Genomic DNA, 22,311 nt, shown 5'->3' on the forward strand with positions numbered 1-22,311 from the left:
GCGGCCCTACCACGAACGTATCAGGAGACATTCCTTTGGCTGAAATTATCGTAGTCACCTCCGGCAAGGGCGGCGTCGGCAAGACCACCACCAGCGCGAGCCTGGCCTGCGGGCTGGCGCGACGCGGCAAGAAGGTCGCCGTGATCGACTTCGACGTGGGCCTGCGCAACCTCGACCTGATCATGGGCTGCGAGCGCCGGGTGGTGTACGACTTCGTCAACGTGGTGCACGGCGAGGCCACGCTCAAGCAGTCGCTGATCAAGGACAAGCGCTTCGACAACCTGTACGTGCTGGCCGCCTCGCAGACCCGCGACAAGGATGCGCTGACCCAGGACGGCGTGGAGAAGGTGCTCAAGGACCTGGCCGCCGACGGCTTCGACTACATCGTCTGCGATTCGCCGGCCGGCATCGAGAAGGGCGCGTTCCTGGCGATGTACTTCGCCGACCGCGCGGTGGTGGTGGTCAACCCGGAAGTGTCCTCGGTGCGCGACTCGGACCGCATCATCGGCCTGCTCGACTCCAAGACCCGCAAGGCCGAGGAAGGCAAGAACGTGCCGGCGTTCCTGCTGCTGACCCGCTACAGCCCGGTGCGGGTGGAAGGCGGCGAGATGCTCAGCATCACCGACGTGGAGGAAGTGCTGGGACTGAAGGCGATCGGCGTGATCCCCGAGTCCGGCGACGTGCTCAACGCCTCCAACAAGGGCGAGCCGGTGATCCTGGACAGCGAGTCCCCGGCCGGCCAGGCCTACGACGACGCGGTATCCCGGATCATGGGCGAAGACCGTCCGATGCGCTTCATCTCGGTGGAGAAGAAGGGCTTCTTCACCAAGTTGTTCGGAGGGTGAGCATGGGACTATTCGACTTCCTCAAGACCAAGAAGACCACCGCCGAAACCGCCAAGAATCGCCTGCAGATCATCATCGCGCAGGAACGCAATCACCGCGGCGGCCCGGACTATCTGCCGCTGCTGCAGCGCGAACTGCTGGAAGTGATCAAGAAGTACGTCAACATCGACGCCGACGCGGTCAAGGTGGACCTGGTCAAGGACGGCGAACACGACGTGCTCGACATCTCGGTGGCGTTGCCGGAAGGGCCGAATCCCTGATTGGGTGAGGCGGGAATGGGGAATGGGGAAACGGGAATCGATAGGGCGCATGTCCGTCGCTTCCACGCTCCCTCGCTGCCCGGACTCGATAGGTGACAGCCGCCTCGCGCGATCGCCGCAGGCGGCACTCGCGGTGCACTGCGCAGTGCGTCGCGATGCATGCAGCGCCGACCGTGCCGTCGGAGGTGTGCGTGGTGGCGGGACCATCCGTGCCAGGCCGCGTCGCTGCGGTGCCTGTCGCCCACCGGCATCGCAGGCACGCAGTCGGCCACGCGCACAGGCATCGGCCTTGGCGACGCGCCGAATAGACTGTCCGCTCGCTCGCCCGTCCGCCACACGTCTGCCAGACGCACTCACAATCTTCCGCCCTCGCCCTCGATGCAGACCCAAGAATCCCCTCCCGCTGCCGCCACCGACGTGCTGACCGTCGGCGCCATCGGCCTGGACGCGCCGCGCGCGTTGCTGGCACGCCACGGCCTGGCCCTGCACCGGGTCGCCGACGGCGCCAGCATTCCCGGCAGCTACTGGGGCGAACCGGAAGCGGGCGTGATCGCCAGCGACGTGTACGTGCGCGACGACACGCCGGTGCATTCGCTGCTGCACGAAGCCTGCCACCTGATCGTGCTGCCGCCGGAACGGCGCGCGCGGGTGCATACCGACGCCACCGACTCGGTCGAGGAAGAGGACGCCACCTGCTACCTGCAGATCGTGCTGGCCGATGCACTGCCCGGCGTCGGCAGCGCGCGGCTGATGGCCGACATGGATGCCTGGGGCTACACCTACCGGCTGGGCTCCACCCGCGCCTGGTTCGAACAGGATGCCGAGGACGCGCGCGCCTGGCTGCTGCAGCGCGGATTGTTGCCGCAGCAGGACTGAGACCGGCACAGGCCGCCGCATCGGCTCTTCAAGCTCTTGCAGAAGACGCCCCCCCCCCCTGTAGGAGCGGCTTCAGCCGCGACTGCACCCGCAGCCTGGCGCTTTTCCACTTCGTTCGTCGCGGCTGAAGCCGCTCCTACAGATGGGTTGCTGCCGACCCAGGCCGACATGCGCATCCCCGAGGGCCACAAGGCCGTGGTGCCGACGACCGGTGCAAGCGCGGCAGCACGCTACGCCATGCCGCTGCCCTTCAACGCCGGACGCAGATCCAGCGTCGCGCGCGTGCCCTGCCCGGCGTCCGAATCCAGTTGCAGCGACCAGCCCAGGTGCTCGCACAGGCGCGCGATCAGGTCCAGGCCGATGCCGCTGCCCTCGCGGCCGCCGCCGCCCCGGGCCAGGCGCATGTAGATCGCGCTGATCTCCTCCGGCGACATGCCATGGCCCGGGTCGTCGATGCGCACCACGCCCGGCGCCGGCATCGCGATCTGGATCACGCCCTGGTCGCTGTTCTCGATCGCGTTGCGCAGCAGGTTGCCGATCGCCGCCTGCACGATGGTCAGCGGCGCCAGCACTTCGCATACCGGCAACGGCGCCAGCACCAGATCCAGGCGCTTGTCCGCGCTCAGGTGGCGGTGATCCTCGACGATATCCGGCAACAGTTGGTCCAGGCGAACCAGGTCGCTGCCGCGCGCCAGCCGCGCCGGGTCCTTGGCCAGCACCAGCAGCAGCGAGATCAACTGGCTGACGCCGCTGGCGGTGCGGCGGATGCGCAGCAACTGGTTGCGCGCGCTGGACGGAATATCGCCCTGCTCCAGCGCCAGTTCGGCGGCGCCGGCGATCACCGCCACCGGCGTGCGCAGTTCGTGGCTGGCGCTGTCGATGAAGGCGCGCTCGCGCTCGACGAACAGGTCGTTGCGCAGCAGATAGTCGTTCAGCGCATCGGCGATCACCACCTGTTCGGCGCTGGCACGCGGATGCACCTCGATGCGCTGGCCGGGCCGGTCCGGGCGCAGGCTGCCGATGCGGTGCGCCATGTCGGTGAGCGGTTGCACCACGCGACCCAGGCCCCAGGCCACCAACGCGCCGAGCAGCAGCACCGCGACCACGTTGGACAGCAGCATCCACAGCGCCAGGTTCTCCTCGTGCTTCTGCAGTTCGGTGATGTCCAGCGCCAGCGCCAGGCGCCGACCGTGCACGTCCTGCACCAGCACCACCTTGTCGCGGCCTTCCAGCGGCACGTCGTCGTGCAGGCCCGGGGCCAGCGCCGCCACCGCCGGCGGCAGCGGCTCGCCGCCTTCGTCGCCGTACAAACTGACGGTGCGGGTATCGATCCAGCGATAGTCCGGATCGACCGCGCTGCGCGCCAGGAAGTGCTCCAGTTCCGAACTCAGCAACGAGCGCCAGGTCAGTTGTTCGGCCTGGTCGTTGACGATGTAGCCATGCACGAACACCGCCAGCGACAGCAGCGCCGCATAGCCGACCAGCCACAGGGTGATGCGCTGCCGCAGTCCGGTCCTACGCGGCATGCTCGCTCTCGTTCGGGCCGATCACCGCGAGCCGGTAGCCGATGCGCGGCAGGGTGTGGATCAGCTTGTCGGCGAACGGGCCATCGACGCTGCGGCGCAGGTCGTAGATATGCGAACGCAACATGTCCCCGTCCGGCGGCTCGTCGCCCCACAGCGCGTGCTCCAGCCGGTCGCGGGTGACCGCGGCCGGGCTGGCCTGCATCAGCACCTCCAGCAGCTTGCGGCAGGCCGGATACAGGTGCAGCGTGCGGCCGCCGCGGGTCGCCTCCAGCGTACCCAGGTCCAGTTGCAGGTCGCCCACGCGCAGCAGCTTGCTGCGGCCGCGGCCGTTGGCGCGCAGCAACAGCGCCTCCAGCCGCACCTCCAGCTCCGGCAGCGCGAACGGCTTGGTCAGGTAATCGTCGGCGCCGGCGCGGAAACCGGCGATCTTGTCCGGCAGTTCGTCGCGCGCGGTCAGCATGATCACCGGCACGTCGGCATGGTGCTGTTCGCGCAGCGCGCGCAGCACCTGCGGCCCGTCCAGGCGCGGCAGCATCCAGTCCAGCACCACCGCGTCGTAGCGCTGGGTGGTGGCCAAGTGCAGCCCGGTGACGCCGTCCGGCGCCGCGTCCAGGGTGTGGCCGCGCACCTCGAAATAGTCGAACAGGTTCGCGACCAGGTTCTGGTTGTCTTCTATCACCAACAGCCGCATGGCGCTTGCTCGCATCCGGAGACGAGGGGGAATGCCGCCATGCTAGCGGATGCGCGTCGGAACACGGTCGGAACGCTGCATCTTGATCGAATCTCGATCAAACCTGGACGCGATCCGAAAACCGCCTCGGCAACCTGGGCTGAAGCGCCGCCGCCCGCCGCGGCCGAATCCGACCAGTCTCCGACACATGCCGCAACACCATGACATTCGCCACCAAGCGCACCGCCAGCCCGCCCCCATGCACAGCCCGTCCCTGCCCCTGCCCCTGCCCGCCAGCGCCGTCCGCTCCGCACCGGCCGCGTTCTACCGCCGGCATCTGTGGCTGCCGCTGGCCGCGGCGCTGCTGGGCAGCGGCGTGCTGATGGGCCTGGGCGGGGACTTCTGGTTCGCCGACCTGCTGTACCGCTGGGAAGGCGGCCATTGGGCGCTGCAGAACGCGATCGTGACCCGCAACCTGATCCATCACGACGGCAAGCTGCTCAGCACCGCGGCCTGGCTGGTGGTGGCCGGGCTGGCGGCGTGGGCCTGGCGCCGCCCCGACGGCCAGCGCTATCGGCTGCCGTTGCTGTTCCTGGCGCTGGCGGTGGCGCTGAGCACCGGCGTGGTGTCGCTGCTGAAATCGCTGACCCACATGGATTGCCCCTGGGACCTGAGCCGCTACGGCGGGCACCTGCCCTACATCGGCCTGTTCCAGGCGCGGCCGGCGGGCATGCCGCATGCCGCCTGTTTCCCGGCCGGCCATTCCAGCGCCGGCTATGCCTGGGTCGCGTTGTACTTCTTCGCGCTGGCGCTGAAGCCGGCCTGGCGCTGGCCGGCACTGGCGGTCGGGCTCGGCGCCGGACTGCTGTTCGGCCTGGGCCAGCAGCTGCGCGGCGCGCATTTCCTGTCGCACGATCTGTGGACGCTATGCCTGAGTTGGTGCGTGGCGCTGGGCCTGTACCGCGCTTTGCTGTGGCGGCCGCAGGGTTCGGCCCAGTTCGTGCATGGGTCGGTGCCTACCGTGAAGGAACGCCGCGCATGAGCGCCTCGCTGCCGCATCCCGCCATGTCCAAGCCCCAATGGTGGGCCCTGCGCCCGCAGATCAGCATCGAAACGCTGGCGCTGGCCGCCAGCGCGTTCTTCGCCCTGGCCTGCAACGGCATGTTCTGGCGCAGCGCGATGAGCGGCCACCCGGGCGACCTGAAACTGGCCCTGTCGCTGTTCCTGCTGCTGCTGTCGGTGCACGGGCTGCTGCTGGGCCTGCTGCTGTGGCGCGGCGTGGCCAAGCCGCTGCTGGCCCTGCTGCTGGTCACCACCGCCTTCGCCGCGCACTACATGAACAGCTACAGCGTCTACCTGGACGCGGACATGCTGCGCAACGTGCTGGCCACCGACCACAAGGAATCGCGCGAACTGATGACCCCGGCGCTGATCGCGCCGCTGCTGTTCTACGCGACCCTGCCGATCCTGGCACTGTGGCGCGTGCGCCTGACCCGGCGCCCGCCGGGGCGGGCGCTGGCGATCCGTGCCGGCTTCCTGCTGGCGATGCTGGCGCTCGGCGGCGTCGGCGCGATGCTGTCGTTCCAGGACTTGTCGGCGATGATGCGCAACCACCGCGAGATCCGCTACCTGGCCACGCCGATCAACTACCTGGTCGCGCTGCGGCAGAACCTCAAATCCGCCAGCCCCACCCGCAAGGCGCCGAAGCTGCCGCTGGAGCACGACGCCGTCGCCACCCCGCGCGCGCCCGCCAGCAAGCCGCGGCTGCTGGTGGTGGTGCTGGGCGAGACCGCACGCGCGCAGAACTTCGGCCTCAACGGCTACGCCCGCCAGACCACGCCGCAGCTGGCGCAGATGGACGTCATCAACTTCCCCGACATGCATTCGTGCGGCACCAGCACCGAGGTCTCGGTGCCGTGCATGTTCTCCCCGTTCGGTCGCCACGACTACAACGAGGACAACATCCGCAAGCACCAGTCGCTGCTGCACGTGCTCGAGCACGCCGGCATCGCCACGCTGTGGCGCGACAACCAGTCCGGCTGCAAGGGCGTGTGCGACGGCCTGCAGATCCAGCGCCTGGACGACGCCAAGGACCCGCAGTTGTGCAAGGACGGGCGCTGCATGGACGAGATCCTGCTGCAGGACCTGGCCGCGCAGGTGCGCGCCAAGCCTGGCGATCGCGTGGTGGTGCTGCACCAGCTCGGCAGCCATGGCCCCAGCTACTTCGAGCGCTATCCGGCCAGCTTCCGCCGCTTCACCCCGACCTGCGACACCGCCGACCTGGGCGACTGCGACCGCGAGCGGATCGCCAACGCCTACGACAACTCGCTGCTGTACACCGACCACCTGCTGGCGCGCACGGTGTCCACGCTGCAGGCGATGCCCGACTACGACACCGCGATGATCTACCTGTCCGACCACGGAGAATCGCTGGGCGAGAAAGGTCTTTACCTGCACGGCGTGCCGTATGCGATCGCGCCGCAGGAACAGACCCACGTGCCGATGGTGATGTGGTTCTCGCCCGGCTTCGCCCGCGACCGCGGCCTGGACCTGGCCTGCGTGCGTGCGCGTTCGCGCCAGTACGCCGACCAGGACAACCTGTTCCCGTCGGTGCTCGGGCTGATGCAGGTCAGGACCAAGGTCTACGACCGCGCGCGCGACCTGTTCGCGCCCTGCGCCGGGTAGCGACGGCACAGTCCGGAAACCGAACGCGGCGCCAGGCGCCGCGCACGACCACATGGCGGATGCAGCCGGCGACGGCGGCCGGCGCTTGCGGCGAACGGGGCGGGCCACTAGCCTTCGTCGCATTCGCCATCGCAAGGATCCGCCGTGAACCACCGCCCCCTGCTGCTTGCGCTGTGCATCGGCGCCAGCGTGCTTGCGCTGTCCGCGTGCCGCAAGGAAGCGACGCCCGAGACCAGCGCCGCGCCGACGGCCGCCGCGCCCGGCGAGAACGCCGACCAGTTCGTCGCCCGCATCAACGAGGAATACCGCGCGCTGCTGCCGGAACTGACCTCGGCGCAGTGGCTGTCGATCACCTACATCAACGGCGATTCGGAGCGACTGGTGGCCAAGGCCAACGCGCGCTGGCTGACCACGCTCAACGGCTGGATCGCCCAGGCCAAGCGCTACGAGGGCACGCCGATGTCCGCCGACAGCGCACGCGCGCTGACGCTGCTGAAGCTGATGACCGCGATGCCGGCGCCGCGCGATCCGGCCAAACTAGCGGAGCTGGCCGGCCTAGCCTCGAAAATGGAAGGCGCCTACGGCGCGGCGAGCTACTGCACCGGCGAAGGCGAGGCGCGCCGCTGCCGGCAACTGGGCGAACTGGAGGACGTGCTGCGCCGCAGCCGCGACTACGACCAGCAACTGGACGCATGGCAGGGCTGGCACGGCACCGCGCAACCGATGCGCCAGGACTACCAGCGCTTCGTCGAACTGGTCAACGAAGGCGCGCGCGACATCGGCTTTGCCGACACCGGCGCGATGTGGCGCAGCGGCTACGACATGCCGCCGGCGCAGATCGCCGCCGAGACCGACCGGCTGTGGGCCCAGGTCAAGCCGCTGTACGAACAACTGCACTGCTACACCCGCGCCAAGCTCGACACCGAGTACGGCAAGGACAAGGGCGAGGTCGCCGGCGGCCTGCTGCCGGCGCACCTGCTCGGCAACATGTGGCAGCAGGACTGGAGCAACCTGTGGGACCTGCTGCAGCCCTACCCGGGCGCTGGCAGCCTGGACATCACCGACACCCTGGAAAAGCAGTACCAGGGCAACCTGAGCGCGGCGCTGGCGCGGCGCAATGGCGACACCTCGCCGGAAGCGCGGTTCATGGCCCAGCGCGAGGCGCAACTGCTCAGCGCCAGACAGATGACCGAACGCGCGCAGGATTTCTACACCTCGCTGGCCATGCCCAAGCTGCCCGACAGCTACTGGGCGCGCAGCCAGTTCATCAAGCCGCTGGACCGCGACGTGGTCTGCCACGCCAGCGCCTGGGACATGGACATGGCCGGCGACGTGCGCACCAAGATGTGCATCAAGCCGAACGAGGAAGACTTCACCACCATCTACCACGAACTCGGCCACATCTATTACGACCTGGCCTACAACCCGCTGCCGCCGCTGTTCCAGGGCGGCGCCAACGACGGCTTCCACGAGGCGATCGGCGATACCATCGTGCTTGCGATGACCCCGCAGTACCTGCATTCGATCGGCCTGGTCGAGGCGCCGCAGCTCGGCCGCGAGGCGCTGATCAACGCGCAGATGCGCATGGCGCTGAGCAAGGTCGCGTTCCTGCCGTTCGGGCTGATGATCGACCGCTGGCGCTGGGGCGTGTTCGACGGCTCGATCGCGCCGGAGCGCTACAACCAGGCGTGGTGGGAACTCAAGGCGCAGTACCAGGGCGTGGCGCCGGCCACGCCGCGCGGCGAGGACTTCTTCGACCCGGGCGCCAAGTACCACGTGCCCGGCAACACCCCGTACACGCGTTACTTCCTGTCGCACATCCTGCAGTTCCAGTTCTACAAGGGCCTGTGCGATGCCGCCGGCTACAAGGGTCCGCTGTACGAATGCAGTTTCTACGGCAACAAGGAAGCGGGGCAGAAATTCTGGTCGATGCTGCAGCGTGGCGGCAGCCAGCCGTGGCAGCTCACGCTCAAGGAGCTGACCGGCAACGACAAGCTCGACGCCGCCCCGCTGCTGGAATACTTCGCGCCGATGCAGGAGTGGCTCAAGCAGCAGAACCAGGGGCAGATGTGCGGATGGCAGGCGCCGAAGGCGCTGCCGGCGCAGTCCGCTGCCGCGGCGACGCCCGCGTCCAGGTAACGGCACGCGCGGCCGGGCCTTGCACAAGGCCCGCGCCGCTCGCACGGCGGCTGCGCCCTACGGCCGTCGTTGCGCGCTCAGCACGACTCCACGATGCCGACGACGCGGTCGAAACGCAGGTTCGCCAGATCCTCCCGGTCGATCCAGAACGTCGCCATGCCGCAATCGCCGAACCGCAGATCGATCGCATCGTCGCTGGCCAGCTGGAGCAGGCAGACCGGCTCCGACTCGGTGTCCGGCACCATGTCCTGCAGCAACACCGGGTGGCCCAGCATCTGATGGAGGTTGGCTTCGCTACGCAGCCTGGCCCCATCGCGCTCGTGCGTCCAAGTCCGCTCGAACGAAAGATGATGGTCTTCCAGGTACTCGTAGACGTCATCGGGGATGAGCCTGGCGGTGTGCGCGGATCCGCCGGTGCAGGCGATGGCCGCCAGCATCCCGCGCGTCAACGCGTCGCCGAGGTCGCTGTCCCCTAGCGCCGCATCGTCGCCGGTCCCGATCTGCTCGACCAGCCAGGCGCGAAAGGCCTGCCGGTCCTCGGGATCCGGCACGCCGTCCATGCCGATGGCCTCGGCGCGCCGAATCCAGCCGAGCACATCCTCGGCCACGCGCCGCTCCCCGCTGCGCCATCGCCGCCTGCCGATCACGCGCGCGATGCGGTCGACGAGGATGCCCGCTTGCGGAAACGCCTCCTGCTGGCGCAACCAGTCGACCGGAAATGTCCAAGGCATCGACATCGGCCGCGCCCAGGGCGGAGTGAAGTCCAGATTGGACATCAGCCCCGTCGCCGCCACCGCCGCGCCCAGCCGCAGTTGCGCCAGCCTGCGCTGGTAGCGCACATAGTCCGGCCGGGGCGCGGCATCCGGCAGCATGCAGTAGTCCGGCCAGGTGTCGATCCGGTGCGCGAGCAACGGCCAGTGCGCATGGATGCGCGGGCCGTCCTCGTCCGGCAGCAACCAACACAAACGGGAGGACGGGTGCTCGCTCGCCACGATCGACAGAATCGGCTGCAGCGCCGCTGGCGGCTGGCGCACGGGCGTGTCGAGCGCCACGCCCGCCACGTACAGCACCCGCACGCTATCGGCCGGCTCGCCCTCGTCCCAGCGCTGTTCCTCGGCGTTCACCGCGAAGAAGAACAGCATGCCCTGCCGCGGCATGTCCGCGCACACCGGCGGCAATTCCGCGCAATCGATCTGCGCCAGAAAATGCATCGGCGTCTGCTCCCCGCGCAGCGCCCCGATCGGCCAGTCGATGTGCGCAGGCAGCTGCGGCAAGCCGCCGAGGCGGCTGCGGACCCGCGGCGCCGTGCTCGGCGGATAGGGACGTTGCAGCAGCACGCCGACGCGTCGGTGCGTTGCCAGCAGGGCGTCCAGTTCCGCCTCGGCGCGATGATCGCGCACGTCGGCATCGAAGGGGGTGGGTTTGATGTCGTCCATGACCGAAGCTCCCGGGATTGCGCCCCACCTGTCGCAGCGAGGCTGGCGCGGCCGAATATAGCAAACGGCCCGGCGCCTTCGCTGTCATGTCTTCGCTGCCATGTCCCTGCGTCGCGCTGCCGGCCCCGGCGCGTGTGTCGGCGTGCCGCATTCATTCCGGCGATCGCGCAGCGGCGATCCTTCCTCGCTACCGATGCATACATTTTCGGATGCCAACCTCGCGCCAGTGAGACGTCGGCGACGCGAGCGAGCGCTCAATCGTCCGCCAACCGCGCCCAACGTTCGTGGTCGCGCCACACCCCGCCGATGCGCAGGTAGCGCGGCGAATAGCCTTCGCGGCGGAACCCGGCGCGCTGCACCAGCGCCAGCGAGCGCGTGTTGTCCGGCTGGATGTTGGCCTCCACCCGGTGCAGACCGAGTTCGGCGAACGCATACGCCACGCACAGCCGCAACGCATGCGTCATCAGCCCGCGACCTTCGCAGCCGGCCATCGCGTGGTAGCCCAGGTAGGCGCTCTGGAAGCAGCCGCCGACGATCTCGCTGAAGGTGAACAGCCCGGCGACCTCGCCGCTGTCGCGCGCACGCGCCAGCAGCGCGACGTTGCTGCCGTCCAGGGTCTGCGCGTACCAGGCGTTGAAGCCGGGCACGTCGGTGAACGGATACGTCCAGGGGTGATGCAGCGCGACGCTGGCGCGGTGCGCCTGGATCAGCGCCAGGCCATCGCGGCGCCGCACCCGCGCCAGCGACACGGCGGCGTCCGCAGCCTGGCTGGCGCTCAGGCCCATCGCCTCAGCCCGGCAACGCCGTGCGCTCGCCGCGCTGCATGACCTGCGCGTGGCGGTCCTTGAACTCGTCGAAGCTCAGCCCCTGCGCCTGCGCATCGGCGTGCGCGGCGTCCTTCAGCGCGTCCGAATACACCAGCCGCACCGGGGTGCCGGCGCGCTCGTGCAGCTCCGCCGCCTGCATGATCAGCGAGAGCACCTGCGCGGCGCTCTCGCTCTGCCCGGCGATGCGCCCGTCCATGCCCAGCACCCACTCGCCGTCGCGGCGCACGATGCCGGCCAGCAGCGTGCGCTGCTGGTCGCGCAACTCCGCATGCGGTTCGATCGGGGCCGCGCCGCCGGCGGCCTCGGCGCGGTGGCGCAGGCGCTCGGCCAGCTTCTTGCGCACGTCGCGGCGCTGCTTGGACTGGATGGACATGCGGTTTCCTCAACGATGACCCGACGACGATAGCCCAACCGCGGCGATGCTCACAGCGGGTCGGCCGGTTCCAGCCGCGGCACCTGCGCATCCGGCCGCGGCAGGCGCTTGCCGCTGCGCCGCTCCCAGCGCCAGAACCCCCAGCCGAGCAGGAAGAACGCGCCCGAGCCCAGTGCCAGGTGCAGGGCGTGACCGCTGAGCAGCGGCGACAGCACCCCGGCCACCAGCACGGTGACCATCAACTGGGTGAAGGCCTGCAGCGACGAGGCCAGCCCGCGCTGGCGCGGATACATGTCCAGCACCGCCAGCGCCAGGATCGGGAAGATCAGCGCGGTGCCCAGGCCGGCAAAGAAGATCGGCAGCACCGCCCACGGCAGCGCGATGGCCGGCGCCAGCGCGCTGTAGGCGATGTTGCCGGCCATCGACAGGCCGCAGCAGACGAAGCCGAAGCGCACCTGGCGCATCGGCCCGAGCCGCCCGGCCATGCGCCCGGACAGGAACGCGCCCAGGGTCATGCCGCCGATGGTGGGCAGGAACAGCCAGGCGAAGTCGCGCTCGGTCTTGCCCAGCAACTCGATCATGAACACCGGCGCCGAGGCGATGTACAGGAACACGCCGCCGAAGTTGAACGCGCCCGCCGCGGCCAGGCGCTGGAAACGCGGATTGAGCGCGATGCCGATGTAGTCGCGCAGCAGGGTGCGCGGCGCCAGCGGCGTGCGCGCCTGCGGCGGGTGCGTCTCCGGCATCCAGCGCAGGGTCGCCACCAGCAGCAGCGAGGAGAAGCCGACCAGGAACCAGAAGATCAACGGCCAGCCGCGGCCGCTGCCCAGGATCCAGCCGCCGATGACCGGCGCGATCGCCGGGGCGATGCCGAAGATCATCGATACCTGGCTCATCAGCCGCTGCGCGTCGTCGCCATGGAACAGGTCGCGGATCACCGCGCGGCCCACGATCATGCCGACCCCCGCGGAGACGCCCTGCAGCGCGCGGAACGTCAGCAGCGTCGGCAGATCGCGCGACAGCGCGCAGCCGGCCGAGGCCAGGATGAACACCACCAGCCCGGCGACGATCACCCGCCGGCGCCCCAGCGCGTCGGACAACGGCCCATGCGCCAGGCCCATCAGCGCGTAGGCCAGCAGGTACACGCTCACCGTCTGCTGGATCGCCACCGGATCGGCATCCAGGCGCTGCGCCAGCTGCGGGAAGGCCGGGAAAATGGTGTCGATGGAGAACGGGCCGAACATCGCCAGCCCGGCCAGCAACAGGGCCATGCGGCGCGTGGACACGGACGGGAGCGTCATGGGGACATCATCCTGAAAGCCGGCCGCGGCGGCCGCAGCATGGGCGCACACGCGACGACGCCGTCCGGCGTGGACGGGCGCGCGAGAAGGGAGTGCGGCCATGATACGCGCTGCGGCCACGCGCGCGCATCCGCCGCGGCTTGCCCATTCAGGCTGGCGTGGGCGCGAACGGCCCGCCGTGGGCAGCGCCGGCCACGCTATAATCGCCGCGCAGCATGGTGGGAGAAGCGGGGCGACCCGCTGCCGAAGGCGCAAACGCCCGTAATCGCTCAGGCCCGATACCACCCGCACCAAGACTCTGGAGAGACCGGTCCAACCCGGCGCCGAAGGGGCACGAAGCGCAGCGCCAGCCGCCGCTTCCAAACTCTCAGGCAAAAGGACAGAGGGGCAATGGGAAGACCTGTGGCTTCCCGTCGGTCGTGTCCGCGTGTGCGGCCGACGGCGGCATCCGTGCGTCCTCCGCCCTTCGTGCCCTCCTCTGCCGGACGACCGCCATGTCTCATACCCCCTCGCTGCGCGACCTCGAACACCACTCGGCCTTCGTCGAGCGCCACATCGGCCCGAACGACGCCGAGATCGCGCACATGCTGCACACCGTCGGCCACGACTCGCTGGAGGCGATGACCGACGCCATCGTGCCGGGCAAGATCAAGTCGCCGCAGCCGCTGGCGCTGCCCGAGGCGGTCACCGAAGAGGAAGCGCTGGCCAAGATCCGCGCCATCGCCGACAGGAACACGGTGCTGCGCAGCTTCATCGGCCAGGGCTACTACGGCACCCACACGCCCAAGGTGATCCTGCGCAACATCCTCGAGAACCCGGCCTGGTACACCGCCTATACCCCGTACCAGGCGGAGATCTCGCAGGGCCGCATGGAAGCGCTGATCAACTTCCAGACCATGTGCGCGGACCTGACCGGCATGGAGATCGCCAACGCCTCGCTGCTGGACGAAGCCACCGCCGCGGCCGAGGCGATGACCCTGGCCAAGCGCTCGGCCAAGTCCAGGTCCGACACCTTCTTCGTGCACGACGCGGTGCATCCGCAGACCCTGGAACTGCTGAGCACCCGCGCCGAGCCGCTGGGCATCGTGCTGCGCGTGGGCACGCCGGAAGAAGCGCTGCAGGCCGAGTGCTTCGGCGTGCTGCTGCAGTATCCGGACAGCTTCGGCCACATTGGTGACCACAAGGCGCTGGCCGACGCGGTGCACGCGCAAGGCGGCCTGGTCGCGGTCGCCACCGACCTGCTCGCGCTGACCCTGATCGCCGCGCCCGGCGAATGGGGCGCGGACATCGTGGTCGGCAACTCGCAGCGCTTCGGCGTGCCGTTCGGCTTCGGCGGCCCGCACGCCGCGTTCATGGCCTGCCGCGACGCCTACAAGCGTTCGATGCCGGGCCGCCTGATCGGCGTGTCGATCGACGCCGCCGGCAACCCCGCCTACCGCCTCACCCTGCAGACCCGCGAGCAGCACATCCGTCGCGAGAAGGCCACCTCCAACATCTGCACCGCGCAGGTGCTGCTGGCGGTGATGGCCTCGATGTACGCGGTGTACCACGGTCCCGATGGCCTGACCCGCATCGCCCGCCGCACGCATCGCCTGGCCGCGATCCTGGCCGCGGCGCTGCGCGGCGCCGGCGTCGCCGTCGGCGAGCGCTTCTTCGACACCCTGCACGTCACCGGCGTCGACGCCGAGGCCATCCACGCCAAGGCGCGCGCGGCCGGCATCAACCTGCGCGCGATCGACAGCACCGCGCTGGGCATCAGCCTGGACGAGACCGCCACCCGCGCCGACGTGGTCGCGCTGGCCGCGCTGTTCGGCGCGCAGGCGGACGTGGACGCGCTCGACGCCGCCACCGCCGACGCGCTGCCGCCGCAGCTGCTGCGCCACAGCGCGTTCCTGCAGCACCCGGTGTTCAACACCCACCACAGCGAGCACGAACTGCTGCGCTACATGCGCGCGCTGGCCGACAAGGACCTGGCGATGGATCGCACCATGATCCCGCTGGGCAGCTGCACCATGAAGCTCAACGCCACCGCCGAGATGATCCCGGTGACCTGGCCGCAGTTCGGCGCGATCCATCCGCTGGCTCCGGCCGAGCAGAGCGTGGGCTACAAGCAGCTGATCGACGAACTGGAAGCGATGCTGGTGGAGTGCACCGGCTACGACGCGGTCAGCCTGCAACCCAACTCCGGCGCGCAGGGCGAGTACGCCGGCCTGCTGGCGATCCGCGCCTACCACCGCGCACGCGGCGAAGGCCATCGCGACATCTGCCTGATCCCCGAATCCGCGCACGGCACCAACCCGGCCTCGGCGCAGATGTGCGGCATGAAGGTCGTGGTCACCAAGTGCGACGCCAACGGCAATGTCGACGTCGACGACATCCGCGCCCAGGCCGAGAAGTACTCCGAGCGCCTGGCCGCGCTGATGATCACCTACCCGTCCACCCACGGCGTGTTCGAGGAGGACGTGGTGGCGATCTGCGAGGCGGTGCACGCGCACGGCGGCCAGGTCTACACCGACGGCGCCAACATGAACGCACTGGTCGGCCTGGCCAAGCCCGGCAAGTGGGGCTCGGACGTGTCGCACCTGAACCTGCACAAGACCTTCTGCATCCCGCACGGCGGCGGCGGCCCGGGCGTGGGCCCGTGCGCGGTGAAGGCGCACCTGGCGCCGTACCTGCCGCGCACGCTCGGCGGCGAAGGCGATGTCGGCATGGTCTCGGCGGCGAGCTTCGGCTCGGCCTCGATCCTGCCGATCAGTTGGATGTACATCACCATGATGGGCAACGCCGGGCTGCGCAAGGCGACCCAGGTGGCGCTGCTCAACGCCAACTACATCGCCAAGCGCCTGGCCCCGCACTACAAGACGCTGTACACCGGTCGCAACGGCCTGGTCGCGCACGAATGCATCCTCGACGTGCGCCCGCTGGAGAAGGTCACCGGCATCGGCGCCGAAGACATCGCCAAGCGCCTGATCGACTTCGGCTTCCACGCGCCGACGCTGAGCTTCCCGGTCGCCGGCACGCTGATGGTGGAGCCGACCGAGAGCGAATCGCTGCACGAGCTGGACCGCTTCATCGACGCGATGATCCAGATCCGCGAGGAGATCGCCGCGATCGAGGACGGCCGCCTGGACCCCGAGGACAATCCGCTCAAGCACGCGCCGCATACCGCCGCGCAGGTCACCGCCAGCGAGTGGACGCATGCCTATCCGCGCGAGCTGGCCGGGTTCCCGCTGCCCACGCTCAAACAGGCCAAGTACTGGCCGCCGGTGGCGCGCGTGGACAACGTGTACGGCGACAAGCACGTGATGTGCGCGTGCATCCCGGTGGATGCGTACAAGGACGACGTGGTGGCGTAACGCCCATCGCTGCGCCGCGACCACCGAACCCGGCCGCGCACGTCGCGGCCGGTGTTTTGTTGTGCGAGGCAGCCCGCCGAGTGCTTCGCTGGACCCGGCAACTGCGCGATCCGCAACGCGTCTCGAAGGCTCGCGCGCATCCACCCACCCCTACGCCGTCACCGTCCGGAACCCGACGCGATTCGCCAACGCCGCTCCGACGCGGCGAACGCGCCGGACCCGGATGGCCGTCAGCGCGGCGGGAGGCGCCTGGTCTGGCGGCTGGGGGCCAGCGGGGACGCCGCGCCCGGCGTCAGGCGGCCTGCGGCAGCGGCCTGCAGCAACCGCTGGAAGGTCGGGCACTGCGTATGCTGGACGGCGGGACATGCCGCGGCATGGCGCAGCCCCTTGCTCATCGTGCGCAGCCGTTTGATGGTCGCGTCGATGGCGTCGGCCTTCGCCGACAGCAACGCCCTGTCCACCTGCAGCGCGCCCCCGGGACTGAGCATGGCGCGGATGTCGTCCAGCGACAGCCCACCGGCCTGCCCCAGCGCGATCAGCGCCAATTGGTCGAGCACGTCCGGCGCGAAGTGCCGCCGGCCACCCGCCGCGCGGCTTGCCGGGATCAGCCCCTTCTTCTCATAGAACCGCAGCGTGGAGGCGGGCACGCCGGTGCGCTTGGCGACGTCGGCAATGTCCATCGCCCGCCCCCTTGACTTGAAGTTGACTTCAACTTCTACCATGCCATCACCGCGCCATTGGAGCAATCGCCCAGGGAACGGGCATGACGCGGACGGACCCGGAACCGCCGGGTTTCGCAGAAGGCCTGTTTCGTTGCGGCGCGGCGATCGCATCATCGGGAGTCCGACATGAAGACCGATCACATCCAGTTTCACGATGGGGCGGCGTATGAGCGATACATGGGAACGTGGAGCCGGCTCGCCGGCCGCACCTTCCTCGACTGGCTCGCACCGGAGCCGGACCAACGTTGGCTGGACGTCGGCTGCGGCAATGGCGCCTTCACCGAAATGCTTGTCGAACGCTGTCGCCCGGCCCTGGTGCAGGGCGTGGACCCCTCCGAGGAGCAGCTTGCCTACGCGCGCATGCGGCCGGGGCTGGGCGACGCGCGGTTCCACCAGGCCGATGCGATGGCGTTGCCTTACCCCGACAACACGTTCGATGCCGCCGTCATGCCCTTGGTGGTGTTCTTCGTCCCCGACCCGGCCAGAGGCGTTGCCGAGATGGAACGCGTGGTGCGCCCTGGCGGGTCCGTTGCCGCGTACGCCTGGGACATGCCGGGCGGCGGCTTTCCCTATGAACCGCTGCTGGTGGAAATCCGCCGGCTTGGCATCGCGGTTCCGACACCGCCAAGCCCCGATGCGTCGCGCATCGAGGTCATGCGGGCGTTGTGGGCTGGCGCTGGCCTGGACGCGATCCACACACGGGCGATCGACGTGCGCCGCGCGTTCGCCAGCTTCGACGACTTCTGGGCGACGGCCCTGGGGGCGCCAAGCGTCGGACCGACGCTCGCGACGATGGCGGCTCGGGACCTGGCGGTTCTGAAGGCACGGCTACGGACGCGCCTGCGAGCGACAGCCTCCGGCCCTCTCACCTGCGGCGCCCGCGCCAATGCGGTGACAGGTCGTGTTCCGACGTAGCCGCCCCCTGCCGCGGAAGAACCGATCGGCCATGCCGTGCTGGCCGACCGCCACGCCTCAGCCCGGCGCGGCGATGCCCGCAGCGTCCGCCGCCGCATCCCGCGCATGCACGCAGTCATTGCGGCCGTTGCGCTTGGCACGGTACAGCGCGGCGTCGGCCTGCTGCAGCAGCTCGAGCGCCGCGTCGGCGGTGGCCGGCCGGGTGGCGATGCCGATGCTGACCGTGACCACTCCCAGCGGGCTGGCGGGATGCGGGATCCGGCGGTGCGCGACCGCCGCCAGCAGCCCACGCGCGATCGCGTGGGCGGCGTCGGCCGCCGTCTCCGGCAGCACCACCGCGAACTCCTCGCCGCCGTAGCGCGCCACCGTGGCCGTGGACGCCGGCACCGCCTCGGCCAGCGCGGTGGCGACCTCGACCAGGCAGGCGTCGCCGACCACATGACCATGGCTGTCGTTGAACTGCTTGAAGAAGTCGATGTCGATCATCAGCAACGAGCAGTCGGTACCGCTGTCGAGGTCACGCAGGCGCGCCGCCAGACCGACCCGGTTGGCGATGCCGGTCAGCGGATCGCGCGCCACCTGCTGCTGCAGGCGACGCGTGCTAGAACGGCTGATGCGCTGGATCTCCAGGTGCGCGCTGTGCAGGAACGCCACATGCACGCCGTACACCATCATCGCCAGCGTGGCCGCGACCATGCCCCATAAGAAGCTGACCCGCGACACGCTGATCGCCAACAGCAGCACCGCCAGCGCGAACACGATCGGCGCGAACGCGGCGATCAGTTCGGCACCGCGCATGGTCGGCCGCGCGCGGCGCAACCAGGGCCCGCGCGGCAGCGCCGCCGCCAGCACCAGCGCGACGCTGGGCAGGTCGATCAGCAGCCCGCCCCACCACGGCAGCCCGGCCAGTTCGATGCGGTTGTAGACCGCCACCACCGCGCCGTTGGCCCACAGGTAGGCACTGGCGCTCAGGTAGAAGTGCCGGCGGCTGCAGCCGCCGGCGCCGAACAGACGCAGCGTGGCCATCGAGGCGAGCAACAGGTCGATCGCGTCGGCGTGATGGACGATCAGGCTGACATCGGGTTCGGAGAAGCCGTCGCCCGCCGACAGCGCAAGATGGATCAGCAGGTACAGCAGTCCGGCCCCGACCAACGCCAGCAGAGCGTCCAGCGCCTCGATCAGCCGCGACTGCGGCCGGTTGAACGAGCGCGCGATGAGGAACAGCGCCGGGATCATCGACGAGCCGGAAAACATCACGCCCAGTTGCTGCAGCACCGGGCCGTGCTGCGGCACCAGCAGCGCCAGCAGGTTGCAGGCGGTCCACAGCATCTGCATCGCGACCATCCATCCCAGCAGCCGCCACGGCAACCGGTCCACCGCCGCCGCATGGCGGTGCCGGTGCAGCACCGCCAGCACCGAGACGGCCTGCACCGCCAGCCCGCACCACTGCGCCGCGGGCGTGCCGGAGCCGCCACCATGCGCGACCAGGGCATGCGCCAGCATCAGGCCAATGACGACGATGGGCAGCAACATTCGCTCTCCGCGGCACACGATGGTCCAGGGGCGTGCCGCCATGCGGCCGCTCCCGATGGAAGCCCCTCCCCCTCTCACGCAGGCGAGTCGACGGATCGGCGCACAACGCGCTATCGGCTCCGGAGCGCGATCCTGTAGCGGTCAGCTTACCGGGATTGCCGACCGTGCCGGCGGCCGGACCGCGGCGCAGGCCACAGCCGGCGGGGGCATGCCGCACCGTCGGCCACACCCCCAACGGGGACCGCGCCCACGACGCCGCTTCCGTTCGCTCCGCATCCGCCATGGCGATGCCGCAGCGCGCGCGTCACGCCGCGCGACGAAACCGCGCGTGGGTGCGCGCCCGGCAGTGCACGGACCATTCACGCCCCTCGGACCAGCATCGGGCAACGGCTCACGCCTCTCGCCGCAGCGCACACGTCTGGGCTGCATCCGCATCGCCTGATCTCCCCCGGAGTGCACCGCTCATGGCCAGCTCGCCACGCAAGCCCAATTCCCCCAAGTCCAGCGCGCCTGTCGACACCCGTACCGTCGCCGACCGGCGCGGCCGCGGCGACGAACTGCATCAGAGCGCCGGCGGCACCCATCCGCCGCTGACCACCAACCAGGGCATCCCGATCGCCGACAACCAGAACTCGCTGCGCGCCACGCCGCGCGGGCCGACGTTGCTGGAAGACTTCATCCTGCGCGAGAAGATCACCCACTTCGACCACGAGCGCATCCCCGAGCGCATCGTGCACGCGCGCGGCAGCGCCGCGCACGGCTACTTCGAACTGACCGCGTCGCTGGCCAAGTACACCACCGCCAAGATCCTCACCGAGGTCGGGGTGAAGACGCCGGTGTTCACCCGCTTCTCCACCGTCGCCGGCGGCGCCGGCTCGGTGGACACGCCGCGCGACGTGCGCGGCTTCGCGGTCAAGTTCTATACCAAGGAAGGCAACTGGGATCTGGTCGGCAACAACATCCCGGTGTTCTTCATCCAGGACGCGATCAAGTTCCCGGACCTGATCCACGCGGTGAAGATGGAGCCGGACCGCGGCTTCCCGCAGGCGGCCAGCGCGCACGACACGTTCTGGGACTTCGTCTCGCTGACCCCCGAATCGCTGCACATGATCATGTGGGCGATGAGCGACCGCACCATTCCGCGCTCGCTGCGCATGATCGAAGGCTTCGGCATCCACAGCTTCCGCCTGCTCGATGCGGACGGCAACAGCACCTTCGTCAAGTTCCACTGGCGGCCCAAGCTCGGCCTGCAATCCACGGTGTGGGACGAAGCGGTGAAGCTGGCCGGCGCCGATCCGGATTTCCATCGCCGCGACCTGTTCGAGGCGATCCAGCAAGGCGATTTCCCGGAATGGGAGCTGGGCGTGCAGTTGTTCACCGAAGAAGAGGCGGACACGTTCCCGTTCGACCATCTGGATTCGACCAAGCTGATTCCCGAGGAACTGGTGCCGCTGAAGATCGTCGGGCGCATGGTGCTGGACCGCTGGCCGGACAACTTCTTCGCCGAGACCGAGCAGGTGGCGTACTGCCCGGCCAACATCGCGCCCGGCATCGACTTCTCCAACGATCCGTTGCTGCAGGGCCGCCTGTTCTCCTACCTGGATACCCAGCTCAGCCGGCTGGGCGGGCCGAACTTCCACCAGATCCCGATCAACGCGCCGAAGTGCCCGTTCGCCAACATGCAGCGCGACGGGCACATGCAGATGGGCGTGCCGAAGGGCCGCGTGGCCTACGAGCCCAGTTCGCTGCAGGACGACACCCCGCGTGAGAGCGCGCGCGGCTTCCCCAGCCACGCCACGCCCAGCGAGAACGGCGCCAAGGGCCGCGTGCGCGCGGAGAGCTTCGCCGACCACTACAGCCAGGCGCGCATGTTCTACCGCAGCCAGAGCAAACCCGAGCAGGCGCATGTGGCCTCGGCGCTCGTGTTCGAACTATCCAAGGTGGAGACCGCGCACGTGCGTGCGGCGGTGGTCGGGCACCTGCGCCATGTCGACCCGGCGCTGGCGCAGCGCGTGGCCGACGGCCTGGGCATGGACGCATTGCCGCCGGCACCGCCGGCCGCAGTGGCACCGCAGGACCTGCCGCCGTCGCCGGCACTGCAACTGATCGGCAAGATGAAGCCGACCCTGCAGGGCCGCGCGATCGGCATCCTGGTCCACGACGGGTCCGACGCGGCGACGGTGAAGGCCTTGCAGAAGGCCGCGCGCGACGCCGGCGCCACGGTCAAGATCGTCGCGCCCAAGCTGGGCGGCGCCAAGCTCAGCGACGGCAAGAAGCTGGCCGCGGATGGTCAGCTGGCCGGTACTCCGTCGTTCGTGTTCGATGCGGTGGCGGTGGTGCTGTCGGCCGAGGCCGGCAAGCAGTTGAGCAAGGAGTCGGCGGCGGTGGATTTCGTCAGCAACGCCTTCGCCCACCTGAAGGCGATCGCCGCCGACGCCGGCGCGCAGCCGCTGCTGAAGGCCGGCAACGTGGTCAAGGACGCCGGGGTGATCGACGCCGGCAACGGCAAGGGCTTCATCGAGGCGGCCAAGACCCGCCAATGGGACCGCGAGCCGAAGCTGCGCATGCTCGCCTGAGCCTGCGCCGCCCGCGCCAGCCTAGCTCCCGACCGCGCCATGCCTTCGCATGGCGCGGTTTTCGTTTGCGGTGGGCGGCGGACCCGGGATCGCAGCGCTGGCGTTCCGGCAGGGCGTTGTACCGGCCCTTGACGGTCCGGCGCTGCGGCGCCCGATCGGTGTCGTGGGCACGGCGGCCGCCCAACACCGCCCTCTCCTGCGCCGACGCACGGCGTCGCCGTCCGCCGGAATCGGGACGGACGCGGGCCCCGGAAATCGCCCTGTCTAATTT

17 protein-coding genes and 1 riboswitch are annotated in these 22,311 nt (G+C 69.7%); of the genes, 9 read left to right on the plus strand and 8 right to left on the minus strand.

What is annotated here, in order from left to right:
- Nucleotides 1–35 precede the first annotated feature (35 nt).
- The 3 genes from minD to AB3X07_RS16480 all read left to right on the plus strand — a co-directional run bounded on the left by minD (nt 36) and on the right by AB3X07_RS16480 (nt 1,981).
- A complete protein-coding gene (gene minD, locus AB3X07_RS16470) occupies nt 36–845 on the plus strand; it encodes a septum site-determining protein MinD (RefSeq protein ID WP_369939726.1) in 810 nt (269 codons plus the stop codon).
- A 2-nt stretch (nt 846–847) separates the two neighbouring features.
- Complete coding sequence (minE, locus tag AB3X07_RS16475; protein ID WP_369939727.1) at nt 848–1,105, plus strand: cell division topological specificity factor MinE; 258 nt, start codon at nt 848–850, stop codon at nt 1,103–1,105.
- 378 nt (nt 1,106–1,483) lie between these two features.
- On the plus strand, nt 1,484–1,981 hold the full coding sequence (locus AB3X07_RS16480; RefSeq protein ID WP_369939729.1) for a hypothetical protein: 498 nt from the start codon (nt 1,484–1,486) through the stop codon (nt 1,979–1,981).
- A 230-nt stretch (nt 1,982–2,211) separates the two neighbouring features.
- On the opposite strand, the gene AB3X07_RS16485 is transcribed toward AB3X07_RS16480, so the two are convergent.
- The gene (locus AB3X07_RS16485; RefSeq protein ID WP_369939730.1) at nt 2,212–3,507 is read right to left on the minus strand and encodes a sensor histidine kinase; all 1,296 of its coding nucleotides are present in this window, start codon (nt 3,505–3,507) and stop codon (nt 2,212–2,214) included.
- Nucleotides 3,497–4,198: a response regulator transcription factor gene (locus AB3X07_RS16490; protein WP_369939731.1), complete on the minus strand. Its 702-nt coding sequence runs from the start codon at nt 4,196–4,198 to the stop codon at nt 3,497–3,499. The genes AB3X07_RS16485 and AB3X07_RS16490 overlap by 11 nt, the downstream gene beginning before the upstream one ends.
- 238 nt (nt 4,199–4,436) lie before the next feature.
- Between AB3X07_RS16490 and AB3X07_RS16495 the strand changes: the two genes are divergently transcribed.
- The 3 genes from AB3X07_RS16495 to AB3X07_RS16505 all read left to right on the plus strand — a co-directional run bounded on the left by AB3X07_RS16495 (nt 4,437) and on the right by AB3X07_RS16505 (nt 9,001).
- Nucleotides 4,437–5,219 (plus strand): phosphatase PAP2 family protein, encoded by a 783-nt coding sequence (locus tag AB3X07_RS16495; RefSeq protein WP_369939732.1) that lies wholly within the window; start codon nt 4,437–4,439, stop codon nt 5,217–5,219.
- The gene (locus AB3X07_RS16500; protein WP_369939734.1) at nt 5,216–6,862 is read left to right on the plus strand and encodes a phosphoethanolamine transferase; all 1,647 of its coding nucleotides are present in this window, start codon (nt 5,216–5,218) and stop codon (nt 6,860–6,862) included. The genes AB3X07_RS16495 and AB3X07_RS16500 overlap by 4 nt, the downstream gene beginning before the upstream one ends.
- Before the next feature lie 144 nt (nt 6,863–7,006).
- Nucleotides 7,007–9,001, plus strand: a complete 1,995-nt coding sequence (locus AB3X07_RS16505; RefSeq protein ID WP_369939735.1) for a M2 family metallopeptidase — start codon at nt 7,007–7,009, stop codon at nt 8,999–9,001.
- 77 nt (nt 9,002–9,078) lie between these two features.
- On the opposite strand, the gene AB3X07_RS16510 is transcribed toward AB3X07_RS16505, so the two are convergent.
- From AB3X07_RS16510 to AB3X07_RS16525, 4 genes are all read right to left on the minus strand, one after another.
- Nucleotides 9,079–10,437, minus strand: coding sequence for a DUF1963 domain-containing protein (locus tag AB3X07_RS16510; RefSeq protein ID WP_369939736.1), 1,359 nt, complete (start codon nt 10,435–10,437; stop codon nt 9,079–9,081).
- 254 nt (nt 10,438–10,691) lie between these two features.
- A complete protein-coding gene (locus AB3X07_RS16515) occupies nt 10,692–11,222 on the minus strand; it encodes a GNAT family N-acetyltransferase (RefSeq protein ID WP_369939738.1) in 531 nt (176 codons plus the stop codon).
- 4 nt (nt 11,223–11,226) lie between these two features.
- Entirely contained in the window at nt 11,227–11,637 is a 411-nt protein-coding gene (locus AB3X07_RS16520; protein WP_369939739.1) for a hypothetical protein, read from the minus strand.
- A 50-nt stretch (nt 11,638–11,687) separates the two neighbouring features.
- A complete protein-coding gene (locus AB3X07_RS16525) occupies nt 11,688–12,938 on the minus strand; it encodes a multidrug effflux MFS transporter (RefSeq protein WP_369939740.1) in 1,251 nt (416 codons plus the stop codon).
- 288 nt (nt 12,939–13,226) lie between these two features.
- Nucleotides 13,227–13,331, plus strand: a riboswitch (glycine riboswitch).
- A gap of 101 nt (nt 13,332–13,432) precedes the next feature.
- Between AB3X07_RS16525 and gcvP the strand changes: the two genes are divergently transcribed.
- Complete coding sequence (gene gcvP, locus AB3X07_RS16530) at nt 13,433–16,294, plus strand: aminomethyl-transferring glycine dehydrogenase (protein ID WP_369939742.1); 2,862 nt, start codon at nt 13,433–13,435, stop codon at nt 16,292–16,294.
- A gap of 230 nt (nt 16,295–16,524) precedes the next feature.
- Here the strand turns inward: gcvP and AB3X07_RS16535 are convergent, their stop codons facing one another.
- Nucleotides 16,525–16,974 (minus strand): helix-turn-helix domain-containing protein, encoded by a 450-nt coding sequence (locus AB3X07_RS16535; protein ID WP_369939743.1) that lies wholly within the window; start codon nt 16,972–16,974, stop codon nt 16,525–16,527.
- 168 nt (nt 16,975–17,142) lie between these two features.
- Here AB3X07_RS16535 and AB3X07_RS16540 point away from each other — a divergent pair, with 168 nt between their 5' ends.
- A complete protein-coding gene (locus tag AB3X07_RS16540; RefSeq protein WP_369939744.1) occupies nt 17,143–17,931 on the plus strand; it encodes a class I SAM-dependent methyltransferase in 789 nt (262 codons plus the stop codon).
- A 57-nt stretch (nt 17,932–17,988) separates the two neighbouring features.
- On the opposite strand, the gene AB3X07_RS16545 is transcribed toward AB3X07_RS16540, so the two are convergent.
- A complete protein-coding gene (locus tag AB3X07_RS16545; protein ID WP_369939746.1) occupies nt 17,989–19,464 on the minus strand; it encodes a GGDEF domain-containing protein in 1,476 nt (491 codons plus the stop codon).
- A gap of 464 nt (nt 19,465–19,928) precedes the next feature.
- On the opposite strand from AB3X07_RS16545, the gene AB3X07_RS16550 reads away from it, so the two are divergent.
- Nucleotides 19,929–22,040, plus strand: a complete 2,112-nt coding sequence (locus AB3X07_RS16550) for a catalase (protein ID WP_369939747.1) — start codon at nt 19,929–19,931, stop codon at nt 22,038–22,040.
- Nucleotides 22,041–22,311: the final 271 nt, after the last annotated feature.

It is taken from the genome of Xanthomonas sp. DAR 35659 (assembly GCF_041242975.1).
Classification (GTDB): Bacteria; Pseudomonadota; Gammaproteobacteria; order Xanthomonadales; family Xanthomonadaceae; genus Xanthomonas_A; species Xanthomonas_A medicagonis.